Below are 21,009 nucleotides of genomic sequence, written 5' to 3' on the forward strand. Positions count from 1 at the left end.
GGTCAGGACCTCGCCTTCGGACGGAGGATGGTGATCCGCTCGATGTAGTTGGGCTTGCCGCGGTACCGCAGGATGGCAGCCGCGAGGCTGGTCCTGTTCGAGCTGCCGTGCTGGATCAGCTGGAGCCCGTGCCGCTTGCGCTCGACGATGGCCACGTGGTTGTAGCCCCGTTCCCGCTTCCACTTGAAGAGCACGAGGTCTCCCGGCTTGGCGGACAGGGACGTGACGTGCTTGGCCCCGCGGTAGCGGATCATGTGCCGGCGGAAGTTCTCGGCGGCGGCCCAGGTGTAGCTCTTGTTCTTGATCTTTCCGAAGAGGTAGTACTGCTGCCACCAGGCGCGGTCGTGCTTGCGACCGCCGTGGCGGGTCTTCATCTTGCCACCGTGGTACAGCGCCTTCGACACGAAGTTGGTGCAGTCCTGGCTGTACTCCCAGCGGGTGTTGACGTTCCGGGACGCCCACTTGACCGTTCCGGAGCCGGACACCTGCGCGGCGGCGCGCGTGACGCGCGGTGCCGACTTCTGAACGGCCGGAGCGGGTTCCTCGATCGGCAGGCCGTCCGCGTCGAGCGCGATCGGCTCGTCGGGCACCTCGCTGATGGGACCCAGTGAGTCGTCGGTGGTCTCCAGGCCGTTGGCGGCCGAAGCCGACGCGGAGAGCACGGTTTCCACCGCAGGGGCGTCCGCCTCGACGTGGAGGATCGGGGCGCCACTGTTGGTGCTGAAGGTGAAGCGCTGCTCCCGCCGTCCTTCCTCCGGTTCACCGCTCGGGTCACCCGAGTCGCCGGCGTCCGCCGGGTTCCCGCCCGTCAGTACGGCAGCGTCCTCGAGGACCGCGCGCAGGAACACCGTGCCGCTGTCGTCGACACCGACCAGGACGTCGGACAGCTTCGTCGTCATCTCGGTGTAGCGCTGACCGCGCCGGGCCAGTACGTCCCTGGTCCCCGCCAGGTCCGCGGCCTGGGCGCCGAGCAGGTCCTGGAACGCGGCCCCGCGCGAGCTCGCGGCGAGGGCCGCCGCGGCGGTCGGATGCTTGTCGGTGAGGATGGCGCTGCGGGCATCGACGTACTGTTGCACGATCTCCCGGTAGGTGGCCGCGCCACCCGGAACGGCCACGGGGGTGAGTGCTTCCGACGCCGTGCCGGGACCGGTGCCGTGCGGGGTACGCGCCGTCACGGTCACCCGATGTGCGGTGCCGTTCTTCAGTCCGTCCACGACGAGGTGCGCGTCGCGGGTGGTGGCCCTGGCGGCCTCGCTGCCATCGGTCTTCGTGACGACGACGGTGTACTCCGCGCCGTCCGTCGACGAACCCAGGTCCGGCGGCGGGTTCCAGGTCGCCAGGAGCCCGCCGTCACCGGCGGTCACGCGCAGGTCCTGCGGAGCTCCGGGCGCGGTCGGTGCCACGTAGGTGATGACGAGCCGCGGCCGCTTCGCCGCGTCCGTGCTGCGGCTGGAGTGGTAGGAGACGGCCGACGCGGTGTCGGCGGCGGGGAGCCGCACCGCGAACCCCTCGCCCGCCTGCTCGTCGATCCAGGACTGCACCAGTGGCGCGAGGTCCTGGGTGTCGGCGAGCGCGGTTTCGGTGAACGGGGCGTCGTCCAGCACGTCCAGCAGGCCGGTTCCGGTGCGCGGGGTGGCCCACGGTTCGTGCAACTGGTACATCTCGACCGGCCGCTGCGCGCAGGTGCCGGTGCCGCATTCGGCCGGAGTCAGCACGAGCCGGGCCCGGGTCACCCTGGCGCCTTCCGGCACCTTGCCGAGGTCCGGCTTGAGCCAGGCGGCCCGCTCACCGTCGGTGCCCCCGCCCAGCGTCAGCCGGCCGTCGGTGACGGCGGGGCAGCCGCCGTCCGCACAGGCCTTGGTGCCGACCGGCACCGTGGCGTCATCGAGGGAGGGGCCGGTGAGGGTGACGGACGTGGTGTCGGGTGCCTTCGGGTCGCCCGCGTCGGTAGCGGTGAACTCCTGCTCGTAGGACCAGGCCGAGCAGCCCCGGTCCGTGCAGGCACGCATCGCCCAGAGGTACGTCGTGCCCACGCGCAGGGCGCCTTCGGGGACGCGTGCCGCAGCGCGCTGGCCGCTGTCCACCCAGGTCTCCGGGACGCTCACCCCGGGGAGCTGCTTCCCGTCGGCGTCGCGCAGGACGAACTCGGCTCGTACGCGGCCCAGTTCGGGGCTGGACACCAGCCCGGACAGCAGGGGGGTGAGGGACTGCGTGGCTCCGGACTCCAGCGCCTGCGGCATGTCCGGGAGACCGCCGGGACGGCGCCCGGTGCCGACCGTGAAGGTGGCCCAGTCGGACCAGGCGAGGTTGAAGTGCGTGCCGTCATAGGGACTGGTGCGGAACCGGTAGGTCGCACCGTCCTTGAGCGTGCCGTCCGGGACGGTCACGGCCGCGGCACGTCCGGAGTCGACGCGCGGCGAGACGAGGTAATCTCCCACCCGCTTGCCGGTCGCCGCATCGACGATCTCGAAGGTGCCGGTGACTCGGTCGCCGTCCTTGTCGGAGAACGTGTCCCGCAGCGTCGGCGTCGTGGTGTTGACCTGCCAGGTGCCCGAGGCGTCCGCGGTGAAGGGCGGGCCGGCCTGGCGGTTGTCGCCCGACCGCGGACGGAAGTTGTAGGTGACCGTCAGCTTGGGCGGGTTACTGGTGGCGTTGGCGGAGTTGACCCGCTTCCACTGCCCGACCTCGGACTCGTCGGCGGCCCTCAGACCCATGCTGGACTGCGGAGCCTTGGAGGAGGCCCACGTCTGTACGAGTGAGGTCACATCGGCGTTGATCCAGCCGCCCGCGCCGCACTTCGGATTGCCCTTGGTCTCCGTGGACGTCGACTGCTGGGTGTGCAGGGAGGGCTGGGACGTCCAGCGGCTCGAGACCGAGGCCTTGTCGGCCGACCAGACCGCCCAGGGCTGCGCCTTGCAGTCGAGGTTGCCCGAGTGGAAGTTCCACAGGCTGAGCTCGGCGCTCGTCACCAGGGCGTCCGCGAGGGGGGCCGTTCCCCAGGTGATGAAGGACCGTGCGGTGCGCGGGGTGCCGTTGGCGTTCTTCGTGCCCGGGTTGCCGAAGTCCAGCTCGGTGTCGGTGGACCAGTCGCGGGCTTCTCCCTGCTGGACGTACGTGTCGAAGACATTGCCGAGGACGGAGGTCGAGGGGTCGACGGTGACCGGGTACCGCGTCGTCGGGTCAGCCAGGAACGCGGCGTCCGGCGTGACAACGAGGTCGATCGAGGAGCCCCGCTGCTTCACCTGCATCGCCACCGGCACGCGGCGGGTGTGCTCGCCGGACCGTTCGTCGACGGTCGCGTCCCACATCACCGGGGCGGGCATGACGGCCCGCTCCTGGCCGGTCTCGCGGTCCGTGAACAGCACGCTGCCGTCCGGTTGTTGCTCGGCACGCAGTCCTTCCGCACGCAGCGGAAGGGTGTAGCCGTAGTCCTTCGTGGACGGGCGCTGCTTGATCTCGACGTACTGCTCGAATCCCGTACGAGTGGCTTCCACGACGACGTCGGCGCCCGGGACGGCATCGGGATAGGTGGCGCGGTTGCCGTCCAGTTCGGGCTGCGGCAGGCCGCCCTTCCACTGGAGGGTGACCTGCTGCTCGCCCTCGCCGAGGGTGACGAGGTCGCGCGCATCCGCCTTGCGGGCGGCGCTGAGGGAGGAGGCGGGTGTCCCGCCCTTGCCCGCGAGGGTGAGCGAGGCGGGATGTGCCTTGGGCGCCACGGTGCCGTCACGGCGTTCGGTGAGATCGGTGTCGACCGTGACCCAGTTGCCGTTCCGGTCGAACCGTACGGGGCCGGCGGTGAGTTCGGTCGTCAGGGAGCCGTCCTGGTTGACCCAGGTGGTGGACGTCTCGGTGCGCTCGGACAGCGCCTCCACCCGCTTGCCGGAACGCTTCGCCTCGGCGAGGGCGGACGGCACGTCGGGAGCGGAGAGTTTCCCGGCCGGTCCGTTCACGGCGGGTGTCGCCGCGACGGCCGGCCGGGGCGTCGTCAGGATCGCCCCACTCAGCAGTGTCAGGGAGAGGGTGAGCAAGACGGTGGTTCGGGACAGACGTCTGAGCGCGTGCGGAGCGCCCCGTTCCCCCGGAACGGGCGGTGGTATGTGCATGGTGTGCATTCGACCCTTGGTCAGATGGTCAGAGATGATGAAGAAGTCGTAAAGCTAATGCCTGGCTGGTGTGCACACATCACCGAGGGTGCCTTTTGTCCCGTGATGACCAAGGGTGGGCTGCGGTGGGCTTTGTCACGGAGAAGTGAGGGAACCTCAGGCTCCTTCCGCCGTCCACCTTCGCACCTGGCGGCCCCGATGCCGTGGCCGGCCCTACACGCTGCCCGAGGGCGCGCCCTGGAGTGGATCGAGCGGCCAGGTGGGTAGCGCCCCTCCGGCCTTCGCGCCGTGCGCTCTCTCTACGTTCAACTGACGTTCCGGGAAGCGGTGTTCGGGGTACACCGGCATCACCGACGATCCTGGCCCGGGCCCACGGGGGGAGAACGCAGGTGTCACGGGGGGAGACGCAGGTGCCCGCGAACAGACCCGCTGCCGAAGAGCCGCGGTTAGCCGTCACCAGACCCCCGCGCCGACGCCTGCGCAGAGTGCTGGCGTCGGCGCTGCCCGTCCCGGTCGTCGGGCTGGTACTGCTCGTGGCCTCCGGAAACCTGCTGTTGCCGCTGCGGCAGGTGGTCACCATAGAGGCCAAGATGGCCTCGAAGAGGGACTTCTTCCAGGACCCCGTGGTCGAGCGGCTGCTGATGAAGCATGGATTCCGGGTGCACATCACCAGCATGGGCTCGCGTGAGATCGCCAAGCAGGACTACGAGGGGTACGACGTCGTCTTCCCCTCCGGCCAGCCGGCCGCCGACCTGATCAGCCGGGAGCGTGCCCGGGCGAACCGTCCGGTGTTGCTGTACCGCCCGTTCGTCAGTCCCATCGTGCTGGCCACCTACCGGGACTACGCCGAGGTGCTCAGGAGGGAAGGCGTCGCGAAGCGCCTGCCGGGTTCGGGCAGTCGGCCGATGTACTACACCCTCGACATGCGGAAGTTCCTCGATCTCGCGCGTGGCAAGAGGAATGATGTCCAGCGCGCTTCCAAGGACGGCTACCGCTGGGACGAGATCGACCGCAAGGTCCATGTCCGCAACGGCAACAAGATCCTCGCCCAGACCTCGGACATCTGCGAGGCCAACTCCGCCGGCACCTACCTCGGACTCGTGGCCTTCGTCGAGCACGGAAACGACGCGCCGGACAGCGAGGCCGAGGCCGTGCAACTCGCCCGGAAGATCAAGCCTCTCCTCGTCGAGCAGGGCCTGCCGTCCTCCGAACGGGCCGAAACGTATCTGTCCCCCGACGGGCAGAGCATCGCCCCGATCTCGGTGATCTACGAGCACCAGTTCCTGGCCCACCAGATCGGGCACCAGGAGGCGAAGGGCGCGACCGACGACGAGCGCGTCCTGCTCTACCCATCCACACGCTTCGTCACCGAACCCCAGCTCGTGGCGCTGACCGGCGACGGCGCCCGGCTCGGCGAACTGGTCAGCAAGGACCGAGAACTCCAGCACCGCGCCATGGAGCTGGGATTCCGGGCCCGCAACGCCACTGGCGGCGCGACCGGCGACGAGCTCGCCCGGTTCCTCACCGAGCGGCAGATCCCGGCGCCCACCACCTCCTCCGACGACACCCGGGCGGTCCTGCCCAGCCTGCCCCTACTGGAGAAGATGATCGAGATCGTCGGCGACTGCCCGGACCGGACGGGCAGCCAGTGAGACGCGGGGCGGGCCTGCTGGCGCTCTGCCTGGTGCTCGTCACCACCCTGCTCACCGCCTGCTCGGGCGACGACGGCGACGACACGGTCCGGCTGCGCGTGCTCGCCAGTCCCGATCTCGCCGTACTGGCTCCGCTGCTGGGCGATCTGAAGGAGGAGACCGGCGTCGACCTGCGCCTCGACCACCGGGCCGACGCCGAGACGCAGACCCCGGACCGCGACAGGTACGACCTCGCGTGGCTGTCCTCAGACCGCTATCTGCGTCTCACCGACAAGAGCGCGACCCGGGGAGTGCAGCGCACCTCCACCATGACGTCCCCCGTCGTCATCGGCCTGAAGCCGGACGTGGCACAAAAGCTCCGCGCCCGGGTGCCCGGCGGCCGGCTCACCTGGGCGGACATCGCGGACGCCGCCGCCACCGGCACCGTCCGTTTCGGCATGGCCGACCCCCGGCACGCGGGCAGCGGGCTCGCCGCCCTCGTCGGCGTCGCCACCGCCGCGGCCGGCACCGGAGCCGCGCTGCGCCCCGAGGACGTCTCCTGCGACCGGCTGCGCGGCTTCCGCTCCGGCCAGACCCTCACCGCCGACACCGGTCCCGCCCTCGTAGACTCCTACGCCGACCATCAGGACGAGGCCAACGCCCTCATCACATACGAGTCCGATCTGCTCGCCCTCAACGCCTCCGACCGCCTCGACGACCGTCTGGAGGTCGTCCGCCCCGAAGACGGCATGGTCCTGGCGGACTTCCCGCTGCTCCTGCTCAACCCGGCCCAGCGCACCGCGTACGACAAGGTCACGCAGTGGCTGCGGCGCGACTCGGTGCAGCGGCAGATCATGCGGCACACGCTGCGCCGCCCCGTGAACACGACGGTCACCCGGGACGCGCGGCTGCGCGAACCGATCGGCAACGCCCTCTTCTACCCCGACCAACCCGCCGTCATCGGAACCCTGTTGGCGGACTACGGCGACCCCGACCGCCGCACCACGAGCCAGGTGGTCTTCCTGCTCGACTTCTCCGGCTCGATGCGCGGCGCCCGGACGGCCGCCCTGCGCGAGGCCTTCGCCGGACTCAGCGGCGCGGACCCCTCCGCCGCCGGCAAGTTCACCCGCTTCTACCGGGGCGAGCGGCTGACCGTCGTCCGGTTCGGGGGTCGAGTGCTGGAGGAGAAGACCGTCACCGTCACCGGCCCGAAGGACCTGACGGCCCTCGCCGACACCGTCGCCAGGGGCGGATACGGCGATGCCACCGCCGTATGGTCCGCCCTCGACCACGGCTACCGCACCGCCACTCGCGAACTGGCCACCGACCCCGACCGCTCCGTCTCACTCGTCCTGATGACGGACGGCGAGAACAACGCGGGCCTGTCCTATGCGGAGTTCGTACGCCGCCACAAGGCGCTGCCCGCCGCCGTACGCGCCGCCGTCCACACCTACCCCGTCCACTTCGGCGAGGCCGACGCAGGCGAACTGCGGCGTGCGGCGGCGCGGACGGGCGGACGGATGGTGGATGCCGCCGGCTCGTCCCTTTCCGAGGCTTTCAAGGAGATCCGTGGCTGTCACTGACGCACTGTGGTGGAGCCTTTGGTGGCCGTGGATGACGGTCTGGCTGGTGACGGCCGCCGGCGCGGTGGTGCTCGCGGGGGTCCTGGTACGCCATGCCCGGGAGCGGCGCAGGCACATGCGGCGCTGGCAGTCGGCGTACAGCATCTGCCTGTACCTCGACGAGCAGGCGGTGATGGACCTGTACGAGCTCGGCAACTACCGGTCCGCGCTGGAGGAGGCCGTCGAGCTGCGGACGAAGGTCGACACGAGTGTCGGCTTCTGGAGCCGGGTGCTGACGTGGCTGTTCCGCTTCCGGTTGAAGCGGGACGTCAGCCAGGAGACGTTCCGCAAGTTCGTGCGCAAGGACAAGCCGATCAACGTGATCGGCGTGGTCATGGAGGCCTTCGACCGGGCCGACGCCATCGTCCACGCCGACCTGACCACACTGACGGTCGTCCCGAACCGGAACCTCGCCGACAACCTGGCCGACGGCCGTGCCGTGACCCTGAGCCGCATCGGCGAATTCGTCTCGGTCAAAGGGGTGTTCACCGGCGTGCCGGACGTCGCGGAGGGATTCGTCCTGCGGGCCGAGTACGGCACCGAGCGGCCCCCGGTGTACATGCGTGTCGTAGCCCCCGGGAACGCGCGCCGCTCGATCCCGGCCGGCACATTCACGGCCCGTTGCCTGGGCAAGATGACCGGCTGGCGCGAGGACACCCGCGAGGTGACGCTGGAGGCGATCGCGATCTTCTGGTGAACGCCGCCGCTCACCGGGAGTTGAGCTCGGCAGCGAGCAGCCCTGAGGAACTCGTGGTCCAGGTGCCCCACAACGCGACCCGGCCCGGGCCCTTGTTCCTCGAGAGGAGCGGGGCCCGGGCCGGACGGTGTGGCTGTGCGTCGGACGTGTGGGTCAGACCCGGGTGAGGCGGACCGCCACCGTCTCGCTGACCGTTACGGGCCGGTCGTAGTCCGGGTCCGTCGCCGTCGCGCGGCCCTCGACCTCGACGTCCCCCTTCTGGAACGGGACCGAGCCGTTGGGTACGGCCGTACCGGTCCACGCGACCGGGGCGCCCGGGGTGCAGGACACCGACGTGGAGAAGGAACCACGGATGAGGTCCCGCTTCTTCACCTGCGTGACGTCGCCCGCCACGGTCACCTGCACCGGCTTGTTGCAGCTCACCGTGCCGTGGAGGGTGGCCTTGCCGTTGAGGGAGCTCGCGGTGCCGTCCAGGGCGATGCCGAGGCCCAGGCCGAGTTCGGCCGGCGGGGCCGGGTTCTCGATGTGGACCTCGCCGCGCGCCGCCGGGGTGCCTCCCTCGCAGTGCTGCACGAAGGTGGCGTCGAGCTCCTTCACGTAGCCCTGGGGGCCGAACTCCACTGCGGAGATGGTGAAGGTGCCGGTGAGCTGGTTGCAGCCGCGGCCGTTGCCGCTGAGCGACAGGCCCGGCTCGGTCCCGTCGTTGAACGGGTAGCGGGTGGCTCCCGTGTACGTTCCGGGCGTCAGGGCCTTGCCGGACGGCGCCGCGAGGTTCAAGGTCCACCAGTCGCCGTTCGCTCCGTCGACGGAGACGGTGACCACCCTGTTGTCGGTGTTGCCGGAGACGTTCATGCGGTCCTGGGACGCCGTCGCGTAGGCGTAGGACTGGCCGCCGCTGATGTAGTCGTCCTCGTCGCCGCTGAAGCTGAAAGAGCCCCCGGTGACCGGCTGGGCGTGCGCTTCGGTGCCAGAGAGCAGGCCGGTGGTGCCGGTGGCCATGGCCAGCGCCAGGGCGAGGGTGGCGGTGGCCCGGGCCAGGACGCGTCTGGGCAGGCTGAGATTCATGGAGGTTCCCCCTGGTGAGATGACGTGAGCCCCGTCCGCCGACCTGATGCTTCCACGTGTGCGTTCGCACGCGTGTTCGCGTATGTCCGGCGGCGAGGCGAGTCTGCCAACCAGAAGGATGTGCGGCAACTGTGTTTCAGGTGTGATGAGTTGATGTTTCAGCCAACACCAGGTGTCAGCGTCGCCAGTCGGACAGGCGTGCCCTCCGTGCCCCAATTCCCCGTTGCGGGACCTATACGCCGTCGACCTCCGACCTGCAATGCGTCAGCCTGCTCGCCCTGGAGCCCCGACTCCGCACCACAGGCGAGATCGCGGACCTGACGGGGCTGACCTCCGGATCAGCCACCCGCCTGGTCGACCGCCTGGAGAAGGCCGGCCTCGTCGAGCGCCATCACCGACGACGAGCTCACCGTGATCGAGCGCTACCTGCGGCGCACTACCGATGTCGGCACCGAACAGACCGCACGCCTGCGCACTGGCTGACCTGGAATCAGCCGGACGGCTGTGTGAACCTCAGATTGTTGCCGTACGGGTCGATGACCTGCAACGTCGGCCCTCCTGGCGCGTCCGGATCGATTCCGGGACGTAGCGGAGCGTGCGGTCGGGCGAGCAATTCCTTGTGCAGCGCGGCCACGTCACGCACCGGGATCCAGACCGTGCTGTTGGGGCTGCCATCGCCGTGGTGCTCGGAAAGGTGCAGCACGGCTGATGAGCGCGATACCTGCACATACAGTGGCAACCCGGGCTCGAACCGGTGCTCCCAGTCCAGGGTGAAGCCCAGGTAGTCAAGGTAGAACGGCAGTGCCTGCGCGACGGACATGACGCGCAGGACCGGCACGCCCGGGCTGATGTCCGGCGCGGCAGGGCTCCCGGCGCGGCTCGTCAGGGCGGCGAGCACGTTCCAGTCCTTGGTGCCGAGCTGATGGGCGATCAGTTCGAGCGCGAGGCTGTGCGGGATCGCGATCCCGGCCGCGGCAAGGTCCTCGCGCAGGAGTTTGGCGAGCTTCTTGGCTTGGTCAGTGGTAGGGGACGTCATCGCGTCGGCTTTCCACGCGGCCCATCCTGCCGATGCTCGCGTTGTCGGCTGGCGCCGCGTTCAGGGAGCCGAGGCGAGGCGACTCACGGTGCATTCACCCAACCTTGAAAGGCGCGAGCGGCCGGCTGCACCAGGCCGCTGCCGATAGTACTGGTTGCTCTTACGCGATGGCACCCCTGCCCCCGACATGGGGGAGGCCACAGCTCCCCTCGTCAGGCTACGAGTCGGAGGACTTCGGTCAGGCCCCGAACTTCGAGTGGTCCACGAGGAGCAGGGCCCGCTCGGCGCGGATGCGGGAGAGGGCGCGGGTGACCTCGGGTCCGGTGCAGGAGTTGAAGTCGCCGTGATACCGCCCGCCGGGACTGGCCCTGGAAGTCCGCTGCTATCACCAAGAGGAGCCTCGTGTGCGACCTGAGCTCGCCGGATCAGCGTTCTGTTCCCGCTCGGCAAGGGTGCTGCGGGTCGTCTGGCGGCGGTGTTCGGGGCGCCAGGTGGCGACCAGGGCGGCGGCCAGCAGCAGTTCGGCGATGTCGCCGCCGTAGTACATGATCTCCGCGCCTGTCTGGACCTGGTAGATCGGTGCGTGGATGTCGACCCAGAAGCCGCCGTACATCAGCTGGGAGATCACCGCGTGCGCCGCGATCGCGACGCCGAGGTACACCAGCCGGGCTCGCACTCCAGGGCGGGAGGGGGCGGGGTCGGGGCCGGCGATGACGTAGGCGAACAGGCATCCGGACAGCAGGAAGTGCGCGTGCAGCAGCCAGTGGGCTGCCGGGTTGTCCGTGGTCGCGTTGTAGAGGGGGGTGAAGTAGAGGACCGCGAGGCTGCCCGTGGACAGTGCCAGCGCGACAGCGGGGTGGGCGATCACGCGGGCAGGCGGGCTGTGCAGCACGGCGGTCAGCTGCCGTCCCCGGACCGCGGGCAGGGTGCGCAACAGGAGGGTGACGGGTGCCGCGAGGACGAGCGCGAGCGGCGCGTACATGCCGATGAGCATGTGCTGGACCATGTGGCCGCGGAAGTCCTCGTGCGCGAAGTCAGCCACAGGTGGCAGCAGCGCGACGCCGAGCAGGACGGTTCCGGTCAGGAAGCCGGTGGTCCGCCACCGGCTCCAGCCCAGGGCCGGGTTGCGGAGGCGTGCCCGGCGGGCGAGGAGCAGATAGGCGCCGGCAGCGGTCAGCAGGACGAGCGCGGGCAGCGTCCCCGGGAGGCTGCTTCCCGCGTCGTGCCCGTGTGCGGGCATGTCGTGGTCCATCAGGCTTGCCGGTTCTCACTCCGCCCGGCCGGGGCGTTCGGGTCGAAGGGCTGGCCGCTGCGCTGGAGCAGGTAACCGCCGACGACCAGCAGGGCGCCCAGGACGAGGAAGCCGATGTCCCACCAGGCTTGGCCGTCTCCGGCGTAGACGTGGTGGATGCCCAGGATGTGGTGGTCCAGGACGCCTTCGACGAGGTTGAACAGGCCCCACCCGACAAGCATCCATCCCCACAGCACCCGAGAGGTCCACACCCGCAGCCGGTCGTGGGTGACCCGCGAGTACAGGATGGCGAGCCCGAGGAGGACCGAGAGCCAGCACACGGTGTGGAAGACGCCGTCCCACAGAGTGTTCATCTCCAGGCCGGAGACGGTGTGCGGGTCGTAGTACTTCACCCCGATGCGGTCCTGGTTGGTGCTGGAGAGCATGTGGTGCCACTGCAGCAGTTGGTGCAGCAGGATGCCGTCGGCGAACCCGCCCATCCCCACCCCGAGCACGATGCCCGGCAGCTGGATACTCCTCGGCTGTGAGAGACCGACCCGCGCGTCGCCTGTCGTCGTGGCCATCGCTTGTCTCCGCTCCTGCATCTGGACTCTGCTGGAAGTTGCCTCAGCCGCAGGTTGCCCTCTCTGCGGCACCTGACGCGTGCGGATCGTCCGTCCGGCCCAGCCGGCGTGCAATACCAGACAGTCAGCGTGCGGTCGTGAGTCGTGAACTTTTCAAATGGTTCGTCGGGTCGACTCCGGGCCGGATTCCCTGACATCTGTCAGGACTGTTCCTGCCCGTGGGCTCCTAGCCTCTCGTGCACGAGCCCCTGTCATCGCGGCCGCAAGGAGCGCCGTGCATGCGCGCACCGACGGCAGCCCAGTGCTGACGACGGTGACAAGAAGAGGAGGACCTTCATGCGACTTCACCTGCGAGTACGAGCCGCCGCGCTGACCATCGCCGCCGCGCTGGGGAGCTTCGGCCTGAGCACGCCCATGGCCTCCGCGAGTGCCCAGCACCAGTGCACGCTCGAGACGAACGCCCACTACTGCTACAACGTTTACGCCGCGAAGGTCTACGACAGTTTCGACGGCACCGGCGAGGTCGTCGGATACATGTACACCACCTACAGCTGGTTCAGTTGCCGGCTCGACAACGGCGCTTATGTAGGCGGCCCGCACCCGAACCGCTGGCTGTTGACGAAGGCGGACAACGGAGTCTGGGGATGGATGAAGGACACGTCCGTCAGCTCCGAGACCGACCCCTTGATCCGCTGCAACTGACGCCGAGGTCTCTCGGCATCCCGTGACGGGCGGAGCAGGCGCCGCTCACAGGAGTACGACCGGCTGTTCGAAGCGGTTTCCATGTCATGTGTGCCGCCCGCTGTGACGTCCGGGCCCGCACCGACCTTTTGACCATCCCAAGGGGGAATCAATCATGATCACTTCTGTGAAGGCCGCCGCCGCGGCCATGGCATCCACGGTCATCGCCGCCGCCGGCCTCGTCTTCGGCACCGCGGGCTCTGCCCACGCGACCGGTCATGGCGAGGGCTACTACGGTGTCTGGGCCTCCGGCGTCAATGTCCGTGCCGGTGGCGGGGAGCAGTGCTATCTGTACCCGTCAGCCGCCAACTGCCCGGCCGTGCAGACCACGGTGAGCAGCCCGGCTCAGGTGTGGGTGTACTGCCAGCAGGGGGGCGCGCAGACCGTGGGCGGCAACCCGTACTGGGTGTGGGTCCTCACCCCGAGCGGCCACCGCGGCTACATGGCCAGCTACTACATCGACAACGCCAGCAACTGGATCGACGGCGTCGAGAACTGCTGACGCGGCGTCGAAGGACACGGCACTGAGCGGCCGTCTTCGTCTGCAGAGCTTGTTTCGTTCCAACGAGTCCCTTCCGGGCCGGTGCGCGCAGCGGCCCGTGCAGTCGTCCGTCCTGCCTCGGGGGGTACGAGGGCCCCGGCTCGTCAGCCGGGGCCCTCGTCGTGGCGAGCGACTGCCGGTGCGGATTCATTCGCCCTCACCGCCCACGACACCTGGTTCCGCAAGGCCGATGACTGCGCTGGCCATCCGGTCCGTTCCCGCCCGCACTGCAAGGCGCGCAGCCGCACACCCCACAGAGCCGCCCATGGGCGCGTGTGAAAGGACACAGCATGGCCGATCAAATGGTCATCGAGGCACAGAGATTCATCAACTCCTACAACGTCGCCGGAATCCCGAAGGTGGAGGAGAACGGCCGCACCGGTTGGGCCGTCATGTTCGCGCTGACCCGGGCGCTCCAGCACGAGCTGGGCATCGCCGCCCTGTCCGACAGCTTCGGCCCGACGACGCTCGCCACCCTCCAGTCCCGCCACCCCGTCATCAACGCGGGCACCCGGCACGAGAAGATCCTCAAGATCGTGCAGTCTGCGCTGTACTGCAAGGGCTACGACGGCGGCGGCATCGACGGCACCTACAACGGCTCCGTCGCGGCGGCGGTCCGCGAGCTGACGCAGAACATGGGCGTCGACGGCACCCTTGCGGATGGTGTGACGCCCAAGGTGTTCAAGGCGTTGCTGACCATGGACGCCTACGTCGTCACCGAGGGCGGCAGCGAGCTGACCCGCGCGGTACAGCAGTGGATGAACGGCCGCTACGTCGGACGTCGAAACTTCTTCATCGTGCCGTGCGACGGTCACTTCTCACGGGACGTGCAGAAGGCACTGATGTTTGCGATCCAGTACGAGATCGGCATGAGCGACGACGTCGCGAACGGGGTCTTCGGCCCCGGCACTCAGCAGGGCATCAGGAACAACCCCCTCTCGGAGGGCTCGTCGGGCACGTGGGTGAGTCTCTTCACCGCTGCCATGATCTTCAACAAACGTGGCGGGGTGTTCTTCACCAGCCAATTCGACGCCGACCTGGCGACACGCGTACGCAGCTTCCAGAACTTCGCGAAGCTCCCGGTCACCGGCCGCGGGGACTTCCAGACCTGGGCCTCGCTGCTGGTGTCCACCGGTGACGCCACCCGAAAGGGGACCGCGGCCGACTGCGTCACCGAGGTCACCGACGCGCGGGCGGTGGCGCTCAGGGACGCGGGGTACCAGATCGTGGGCCGCTACCTGTCGAACGTCCCCAACACCTCTCTCGACAAGAAGATCAAGTCCGGTGAGCTGGGCCGGATGGCCGCTTACGGTCTGAGCTGCTTTCCGATCTACCAGACCTGGGGTGGGGAGGCGGCCTACTTCCGCCGCGAGCAGGGAATCGCCGACGCCTTCGCCGCCATTGAGCGGGCCAAACACTACGGCTTCAAACCAGGCACACGTATCTACTTCGCCGTGGACTTCGACGCGCTCGACTACGAGGTCACCGACAACATCCTTCCGCACTTCCGTGCGATCCGGGACGTCATGAACGAGCACGGCCAGGGGTACCTGACGGGCATTTACGGACCCCGCAACGTATGCAGCCGCGTCGCCGCTGCGGGATACACCTCGGCCAGCTTCGTCTGCGACATGTCCACAGGATTCTCCGGGAACCTCGGCTATCCGCTGCCCAACGACTGGGCCTTCGACCAGATCTCCACGATCTCGGTGGGAGCGGGCAGCGGCCTGATCGAGATCGACAACAACATCGTGTCCGGCCGTGACGTCGGCCAGAACACCTACAACCCCCAGCAGATCACCGCAGACCTGGACGTCAGTATGGACATGTCCAGACGGAACGCCCTGCTCGCGGACGTCCAGGCGTATCTCCTCAACCACATGGGCGTGCCGGAGGAGGGCGGCAACCAGGGCGCCCAGGCGCTCACTTACCGGTCGACCACGCAGGCGTTCGACCTCCTGATGAGCTTCGACGGGCTGGTCACCCGGCTCGCGCGCACCTTCAGGATGCGCAAGGCCATCATCCAGAGCCCGCTGCTGTGGGAGATACGTATGTACAACACCCTGGATGTCGTCGGTGACGAGGCGGTCATCGACCATTACGACGGGACCGGACTGAGTACCAAGAACGACGCCAGCACCGGTCTCGGACAGATCTTCGCCGCCACCGCCATCCGCGGCCGCAACCACTGCATCCGGGCCGGCCTGATCGGCGGCACCATCATGGACCCCGCCAACGAGAACGATCTGTGGAACGTATGGCAGCAACTGCACAACGACCACAACTACAACATCAGCACCCTGCCCACGGTCCTGATCGAGGGAGCCGCCGACGTCGGCGTTCCCCAGCCGTCCATGTCGACCAGCGAGGAGCACACCCGCCTCACGCTGGCCCGCTACAACGGCACCGACGAGAGAGCCCAGAACTACGGCCGCGCAATGCTCGGCCTTCACCTGGTGTTCGAAAAGTACAACGCGCCCCTGCGCGGCCTGTGACGCACCGATCACCACCCACCGCAGTCCACACTCTCAGACAGGACGGGCATGACCACCTCATCCCCACACCCGCCGCGCCGTCGCGTACTGCGCACCGGCCTCGGCCTGACCGCGGCGGCGGGCTTCACTACGCTCGCGGTCCCCACACCGGCGTCCGCGTCCACGCGACCGGCCGCAGGCAGCTCGCCCAAGCCCCCCACCAGCGCCAACGGCTGGCCGATGGAACCGAAGGCCGACACCTCGGGAGCCATCTGGACCCGTCAGGTGCCGGGCAGTTCGGTTTCCGTGGCCCTGCGCATCGGCGAGGCGGCCACCGTGCTCGTACATGTCATCCGCCGCTACCACTACGAGATCGACACGCTCGTTGACGGTGAGGTGATCGGCTTCCGCCCGGCGGACGGCACACTGAAGGGCTACGCGACCAACCACGCCTCGGGGACCGCGGTCGCGATCCGCCCGACCTGGTACCCGGAGGGCGCCAAGGGTGGTCTCTTCCCCCACCAACTGGCCACGGTCCGCGACATCCTCAAGGAATGCAAGGACGTGGTGGCCTGGGGCGGAGACTTCCGCCGCCCGAACGAGTCCCACTTCCAGATCGACGTGCCCCCCTCGGACGCGCGCTTGAAGCGGCTCGCGGCCAGGATCCGCGGCTGGGAGGACAAACCCGGCCGGGGGGCGGGGACCCTCGGCCTGGGCGCCTGACGCGGCACGGCGCGCCTTTTAGTCCCAGCGCGTACCCGCCAACCAACGCTCTTCCGCGGAGCATCCCTTCGCTCTCCGGTATACGCCTAGGACGCCGAACCTTCAGCGGTCGGGCTGCGGGTGAGCAGGTCGGCGACCCGAGCGATCATCTGGCTCTCCTCGCCGTTGCGGGCGGTCGTCGGATGGTACGCGAGCACGAAGCGGCGCCGCTGGTCACGAGTGGAGAACGCGGCGTTCTTGTACCCGTACGTCTCACCGGTCTTGCCCCAGAGCGTGACGCCGTTGACGGTGGCCTGCTGCAGGCCGGTGCTGTAGCGGGCCGGGGAGCCGTCCAGCATGCGCACGTCGTTCGGCGGCAGGCTGAACATCAGCTGAAGCAGCTCAGGCGGGAGCAACTCGCCAGAGAACAGCGCGGCGAGCATCCGGTCGACATCGCTCGTGGTGGAGATCATGTCGCCCTCGCCGCGGGAGGACGACTGGTCGTAGGAAGTGATGTCCCGCAGGCTGCCGTCGGCCATCCGCAGGTAGCCGTGCACGTGCCGGCCGTGAATGCGCGGGTCGTTGCCGGGCACCTCGGTGCCCGCCAGGCCTAGCGGACGCAGGATGCGGGCCGTGACGGCCTCCCCGTAGGAGCGGCCGGTCACCTTGTCGACGATCAGGGCGGCCAGTACGTAGTTGATGCCGCGGTACTCCTGCCGGGTGCCCGGGGCGAACTTCAGCGGCCCGTGCGTCGCCGTCGCCACCCACTCCTGCGGCGTCCAGTGGTCGAAGCGGTGGCGGAACACCTCTTCCGCGGTGTCCGGCTGCGGGATGCCGACGTGGTCGGGCAGTCCGCTGGTGTGGTTCAGCAGGTGTGCCACGGTGACAGCCGCGAAGCGGGCCGGCAACAGTTCCGGCAGGAGGCGCTGCACCGGCGCGTCCAGGTCGACCCGGCCCTCCGCTACCAGCTGCAGCACCACCGTGGCGACGAAGGCCTTGGTGATGCTGCCGATCCGGACTTTGTGACGTGCCGTCACCGGGCGCCGTGTGCTGATGTCGGCGACGCCCGATGTGCCGCACCAGTGACCGGCCGTGCCGCCGACTCGCAGCTGCGCCGCGGTCGACGGCGGGTGCTCCAGGTCGTCGATCGCCGCCCGCAGGGCAGGAGGATCCAACGCCGGGAGCAGTGCGGACGAGGCGTAAGCGCGGTGCGCGGGCAGCGCTGCGGTGGTGGCCAGCGCGGCCGTCCCTAATAGGGCGGCGCCCGCAAAAGCCCTCCGTGACATGCGCGTTGAAGTCATGCACTTCACTCTGTCAGCGGACACGCGCCCGAGCATCGGGGTTCATCCCGGATCGATCCCCGATGACACCCTGACCCGTCCCTGCACGGTAGGTCTTCGGCGGGTGCTGCGAATCGTTCCTGCGGTGAAGCTCCTGGGCCATGCGGGTGAGCCCAGCCGCTTATGTCCCCCGGGGGCGTGCGGAGCCGGTAGAAAGCGGGGGGCTTTTCCGTCGTGATGAAGGGTGGCCGTGGTGAGCCGAGGCTTGATCGTCGTGGATGTGCAGAACGACTTCTGTGAAGGAGGCAGTATCCCCGTGGCGGGTGGCGCGCGGATCGCGACCAAGATCGCCGACCTGGTGGAGCAGAGCGCGGGCCGTGACTACCAGTACGTCGTCGCCACCCGCGACCATCACATCGACCCGGGAGGTCACTTCTCCCAGACCCCGGACTTCAAGGACAGTTTCCCCGTCCACTGCGTGGCGGGAGGCGAGGGCGGCGAGTTCCACCCCCATTTCGCCCCTGCCGTCACCGGCGGAAAGGTCGACGCAGTCTTCTTCAAAGGCGCCCACAGCGCCTCAAAGAGCGGCTTCGAAGGAGCAGACGAAGAAGGAACCCCCCTCGCGGACTGGCTGCGCGCCCGTGGGGTGGAGGAAGTCGACGTGGTGGGCATCGCCACGGACCACTGCGTGCGTGCCACCGCGCTGGACGCAGTGAAGGCCGGCTTCCGCGCACGCGTACGCCTGGACTACTCCGTCGGAGTCGCCCCGGACACGACGGCCGCGGCCGTGGACGACTTCCACCAGGCAGGTATCGCCGTATCCGGCCAGGCACCCGTCCCGCAGTAGACCCCGCACCAGGCCCGGCGGGACCGGACCGGGCTGTGGTGCACCCTGCCGCCGAGGATCAGCGACAGGGCGCACTGTAGGGCTCGCCTGTCGTATGTGGGTCAGGCTGTCGTGGGTTGGCGGTCGGGGTGGGCGGGGCCCGGTGCCGTGCACTGCCCCACCGCCATGGAGGCCGGACGGAGTTCCGCGTCAGCCTCGGCCCAGGACGCAGAACTCGTTGCCCTCCGGGTCTGCCAGGACGACCCAGGAGACGTCACCCTGACCCACGTCGGCCCGGATCGCGCCGAGGTCTTCGAGCCGGGCGACCTCCCTCGCCTGATCCTCGACGGGGTCGGACATCACGTCGAGATGGACACGGTTCCATACGACCTCGTCGTCGGGCGTGCGGCGGAACTCCAGGTACGGCCCGACGCCCTTGACCGAGCGGAGCAGGGCGCGGTCGTCGGTCAGTTCGTGGACGGTCCAGTCGATCGCCTCGCCCCAGAACCGGACCATGGCCCGTGGGTCGGTGCAGTCGACGACCACGGCGGCAATCGGCCCGGTGTCGCGGTAGAGCTCCCGGGGCTCCAGGACGCTGAACACGTTGCCTTCCGGGTCGGCCATCACCGTCCACGGCGTGTCGCCCTGGCCCGCATCGTGGGGCGTCGCTCCGAGCTCCTTCAGACGTGCGACCAGCTCCGCCTGATGGGCATCGGAGGTGGTGGCGAGCTCGATGTGCACGCGGTACTTCACCGTCTCCGGGTCCGGGACGCGGACGAGATCGATGCAGACGGCGGACGGGTCCGGCCAGTCGAAGCCCACGGGTTCCAGGTTGGTGACGCCGGGCCCTTCGCTGGAGACACCCCAGCCGAGCGCCTCCGCCCAGAACTGGCCGAGCGCCGAGTCGTCCCGGGCCTTGAAGTTCACCTGAACAAGTTGCAGCGTCATGCCGCGTACTTTAGTGATCTTCCCTCGGGCGGGCCTGCGAATTCAGTTCTCCTGCTGGTACATGGCTCAGGCGAATGCGAGTTGGCTGCGGGGGAGGGGGGCTTCGTCGACACGGGATGCCATCACAGGCTGATCATGCCTGGCCCTTCCCTGGTCGATACCGAGTGTCTCGATCCTATCGCGAGCGTGTCTGCGCCGAGGATGGCACCTGGTTGGACTGGTACGTCCGGAACCTGGGCAAGGGCTGGACTGCGCCCGCGGCCTCCACCCGCGAGCGGCCCCGCACGGTGACTGACGCTCCCGAGTCCGTCGACGAGGGGCTGATCCGGGTGCTGGTCGGACTCGTCGTCCTCGTCGGGCCACCGGCCTCGGGCAAGACCGGTTTCGTTCGGGCACTGATCGCGCGGCGGCAGATCGATGCCGAATCCGTGGTCCGGCACCGACCAACTACGCTCAGAAGGCGCAGCAGCCGTCCACGACGTCCTGGGACGCCGACGATGGGGTCACACCCCACCGAAGCCGCCGGCCGCTTTCCTTCCGCTGCTGAGACAGCGAAGGTATCCAGGCCTTCTGATACCCCTGGGGGGAGATCGTTCGGCTGAAGCCCTGCAGAGCTGACTCCGCCCGGACCGGTAGCGGCTCTGCTCACAGAGCTGGGCAGCGCCTCCTGCACCGTCAGCTATCAGTGGGTTCGCGCGGTGCCTCGGCCTCGGGCGCAGCCGTCGGCTCTGCGGCCGGCGCGGTGTAGAAGACGGACCTGCCCTGCTTGGAGCGCTCGGCCTGGCTCTTGGCCACGAGTCCCTCGAGCGTGACGCGCACGACCTTGGGTGCGATCTCGCGATCCGGGTGGGCCTCGCCGAGCGCTGTGGAGATCTCCGCAGCGGAGCGCGGTTCCTTCTGCTCGGTGAGGTGTTGGCGAATGAGCTCGACCAGTGTGGGCGCGGCTGCCTTGACGCTGTCCGTCCTACTGGCCGCGGGCTTCCTGGCTGCCTTCTTCACTGGCGCGGCAGTGGATGCAGCGGACTTGCGTGCCTTCTGCTTTCCGCTACCCGGCGAGCCGGCCTTCTTCCGTCGTGGGGAAGGCACCATGCCACTCTTGGACTCGGCCGCAGACTCGGTCGGCGCCTGTGTGATGCCGAGTGCCTGCTGCATGCTTACCAGCACGCTGTGATCGTGCTGCAGAGCGGCAAGCTGCTCTTGCAGGGAGGCGATCTCCGCACCGATACGTTCCTGCTCCTTGAGGTTTGCCTCGAGGTCGCCTGTCACCTGGGCGATGTACTGCGATGCCAGTTCGGTGGCGTGAGTTGTTGTCTCGGGCATGGGGCTGACCCTTCCTTTGCGTTGGAGGCGTGCTGCGGGTGATGCCTGTCTGGGGGAATCGGGGCCTGGTGGAACGTCGCTTGTGCTGCAAGACGCCTTGGTGAGAGATGGTACGGACTGGTGGAGCCTGTTGTTCCCGCCATGTGGCCTCTTTTGCTCTGCGTCGGCCTCAGGGGTGCGATGTCGAGTGGCTACGAGGCAGTGTGCA

Annotated in this window: 16 protein-coding genes and 1 pseudogene; 8 read left to right on the top strand and 9 right to left on the bottom strand. The window is 68.9% G+C overall.

Annotated elements, in window-relative coordinates; genetic code table 11:
- Positions 1-2: 2 nt before the first annotated feature.
- A complete protein-coding gene (locus AB0G20_RS21515) occupies positions 3-2,240 on the bottom strand; it encodes an amidase domain-containing protein (protein ID WP_361305054.1) in 2,238 nt (745 codons plus the stop codon).
- 27 nt (positions 2,241-2,267) lie between these two features.
- Positions 2,268-4,103 (bottom strand): annotated as a pseudogene (locus AB0G20_RS21520) (DNRLRE domain-containing protein); the annotation flags it as partial.
- 410 nt (positions 4,104-4,513) lie between these two features.
- Between AB0G20_RS21520 and AB0G20_RS21525 the strand changes: the two are divergent.
- From AB0G20_RS21525 to AB0G20_RS21535, 3 genes are read left to right on the top strand one after another with little or no spacing between them, the layout of a single operon-like run.
- The gene (locus tag AB0G20_RS21525) at positions 4,514-5,755 is read left to right on the top strand and encodes a hypothetical protein (RefSeq protein WP_361304833.1); all 1,242 of its coding nucleotides are present in this window, start codon (positions 4,514-4,516) and stop codon (positions 5,753-5,755) included.
- The gene (locus AB0G20_RS21530) at positions 5,752-7,317 is read left to right on the top strand and encodes a substrate-binding domain-containing protein (protein ID WP_361304835.1); all 1,566 of its coding nucleotides are present in this window, start codon (positions 5,752-5,754) and stop codon (positions 7,315-7,317) included. Before AB0G20_RS21525 ends, AB0G20_RS21530 begins: the two co-directional genes overlap by 4 nt.
- A complete protein-coding gene (locus tag AB0G20_RS21535; protein ID WP_361304837.1) occupies positions 7,304-8,053 on the top strand; it encodes a hypothetical protein in 750 nt (249 codons plus the stop codon). The genes AB0G20_RS21530 and AB0G20_RS21535 overlap by 14 nt, the downstream gene beginning before the upstream one ends.
- A gap of 153 nt (positions 8,054-8,206) precedes the next feature.
- On the opposite strand, the gene AB0G20_RS21540 is transcribed toward AB0G20_RS21535, so the two are convergent.
- The 4 genes from AB0G20_RS21540 to AB0G20_RS21555 form a co-directional block, all read right to left on the bottom strand.
- Positions 8,207-9,118, bottom strand: coding sequence for a hypothetical protein (locus tag AB0G20_RS21540; RefSeq protein WP_361304839.1), 912 nt, complete (start codon positions 9,116-9,118; stop codon positions 8,207-8,209).
- A 490-nt stretch (positions 9,119-9,608) separates the two neighbouring features.
- Positions 9,609-10,154, bottom strand: a complete 546-nt coding sequence (locus AB0G20_RS21545) for a glyoxalase superfamily protein (protein WP_361304841.1) — start codon at positions 10,152-10,154, stop codon at positions 9,609-9,611.
- A gap of 385 nt (positions 10,155-10,539) precedes the next feature.
- A complete protein-coding gene (locus AB0G20_RS21550; protein ID WP_361304843.1) occupies positions 10,540-11,406 on the bottom strand; it encodes a cytochrome c oxidase assembly protein in 867 nt (288 codons plus the stop codon).
- The gene (locus tag AB0G20_RS21555) at positions 11,406-11,969 is read right to left on the bottom strand and encodes a DUF2243 domain-containing protein (RefSeq protein ID WP_361304845.1); all 564 of its coding nucleotides are present in this window, start codon (positions 11,967-11,969) and stop codon (positions 11,406-11,408) included. Before AB0G20_RS21555 ends, AB0G20_RS21550 begins: the two co-directional genes overlap by 1 nt.
- Before the next feature lie 336 nt (positions 11,970-12,305).
- Here AB0G20_RS21555 and AB0G20_RS21560 point away from each other — a divergent pair, with 336 nt between their 5' ends.
- The 4 genes from AB0G20_RS21560 (at position 12,306) to AB0G20_RS21575 (ending at position 16,448) form a co-directional block, all read left to right on the top strand.
- Positions 12,306-12,671: a hypothetical protein gene (locus tag AB0G20_RS21560; protein ID WP_361304847.1), complete on the top strand. Its 366-nt coding sequence runs from the start codon at positions 12,306-12,308 to the stop codon at positions 12,669-12,671.
- Between the two features lie 154 nt (positions 12,672-12,825).
- Complete coding sequence (locus AB0G20_RS21565) at positions 12,826-13,212, top strand: hypothetical protein (RefSeq protein WP_361304849.1); 387 nt, start codon at positions 12,826-12,828, stop codon at positions 13,210-13,212.
- Positions 13,213-13,541: 329 nt separating this feature from the next.
- The gene (locus tag AB0G20_RS21570; protein ID WP_361304851.1) at positions 13,542-15,746 is read left to right on the top strand and encodes a glycoside hydrolase domain-containing protein; all 2,205 of its coding nucleotides are present in this window, start codon (positions 13,542-13,544) and stop codon (positions 15,744-15,746) included.
- Between the two features lie 48 nt (positions 15,747-15,794).
- Positions 15,795-16,448, top strand: a complete 654-nt coding sequence (locus AB0G20_RS21575; RefSeq protein ID WP_361304853.1) for a hypothetical protein — start codon at positions 15,795-15,797, stop codon at positions 16,446-16,448.
- Between the two features lie 86 nt (positions 16,449-16,534).
- On the opposite strand, the gene AB0G20_RS21580 is transcribed toward AB0G20_RS21575, so the two are convergent.
- Positions 16,535-17,728, bottom strand: a complete 1,194-nt coding sequence (locus tag AB0G20_RS21580) for a serine hydrolase domain-containing protein (protein WP_361304855.1) — start codon at positions 17,726-17,728, stop codon at positions 16,535-16,537.
- A 232-nt stretch (positions 17,729-17,960) separates the two neighbouring features.
- Between AB0G20_RS21580 and AB0G20_RS21585 the strand changes: the two genes are divergently transcribed.
- Positions 17,961-18,554 (top strand): isochorismatase family protein, encoded by a 594-nt coding sequence (locus AB0G20_RS21585; protein ID WP_361304857.1) that lies wholly within the window; start codon positions 17,961-17,963, stop codon positions 18,552-18,554.
- A gap of 189 nt (positions 18,555-18,743) precedes the next feature.
- Here the strand turns inward: AB0G20_RS21585 and AB0G20_RS21590 are convergent, their stop codons facing one another.
- A complete protein-coding gene (locus AB0G20_RS21590; RefSeq protein ID WP_361304859.1) occupies positions 18,744-19,481 on the bottom strand; it encodes a VOC family protein in 738 nt (245 codons plus the stop codon).
- 675 nt (positions 19,482-20,156) lie between these two features.
- Positions 20,157-20,801, bottom strand: coding sequence for a hypothetical protein (locus tag AB0G20_RS21595; RefSeq protein ID WP_361304861.1), 645 nt, complete (start codon positions 20,799-20,801; stop codon positions 20,157-20,159).
- Positions 20,802-21,009: the final 208 nt, after the last annotated feature.

The organism is Streptomyces sp. NPDC024017 (genome assembly GCF_040638895.1).
In the GTDB taxonomy this organism is placed as follows: Bacteria; Actinomycetota; Actinomycetes; order Streptomycetales; family Streptomycetaceae; genus Streptomyces.

Excerpts from the sequence above, each read along its gene's own strand:
- AB0G20_RS21515 (WP_361305054.1), bottom strand. The coding sequence starts at position 2,240 with ATGCCGCAGGCGCTGGAGTCCGGAGCCACGCAGTCCCTCACCCCCCTG.
- AB0G20_RS21540 (WP_361304839.1), bottom strand. The coding sequence starts at position 9,118 with ATGAATCTCAGCCTGCCCAGACGCGTCCTGGCCCGGGCCACCGCCACC.
- AB0G20_RS21545 (WP_361304841.1), bottom strand. The coding sequence starts at position 10,154 with ATGACGTCCCCTACCACTGACCAAGCCAAGAAGCTCGCCAAACTCCTG.
- AB0G20_RS21550 (WP_361304843.1), bottom strand. The coding sequence starts at position 11,406 with ATGGACCACGACATGCCCGCACACGGGCACGACGCGGGAAGCAGCCTC.
- AB0G20_RS21555 (WP_361304845.1), bottom strand. The coding sequence starts at position 11,969 with ATGGCCACGACGACAGGCGACGCGCGGGTCGGTCTCTCACAGCCGAGG.
- AB0G20_RS21560 (WP_361304847.1), top strand. The coding sequence starts at position 12,306 with ATGCGACTTCACCTGCGAGTACGAGCCGCCGCGCTGACCATCGCCGCC.
- AB0G20_RS21565 (WP_361304849.1), top strand. The coding sequence starts at position 12,826 with ATGATCACTTCTGTGAAGGCCGCCGCCGCGGCCATGGCATCCACGGTC.
- AB0G20_RS21570 (WP_361304851.1), top strand. The coding sequence starts at position 13,542 with ATGGCCGATCAAATGGTCATCGAGGCACAGAGATTCATCAACTCCTAC.
- AB0G20_RS21575 (WP_361304853.1), top strand. The coding sequence starts at position 15,795 with ATGACCACCTCATCCCCACACCCGCCGCGCCGTCGCGTACTGCGCACC.
- AB0G20_RS21580 (WP_361304855.1), bottom strand. The coding sequence starts at position 17,728 with ATGACTTCAACGCGCATGTCACGGAGGGCTTTTGCGGGCGCCGCCCTA.
- AB0G20_RS21590 (WP_361304859.1), bottom strand. The coding sequence starts at position 19,481 with ATGACGCTGCAACTTGTTCAGGTGAACTTCAAGGCCCGGGACGACTCG.
- AB0G20_RS21595 (WP_361304861.1), bottom strand. The coding sequence starts at position 20,801 with ATGCCCGAGACAACAACTCACGCCACCGAACTGGCATCGCAGTACATC.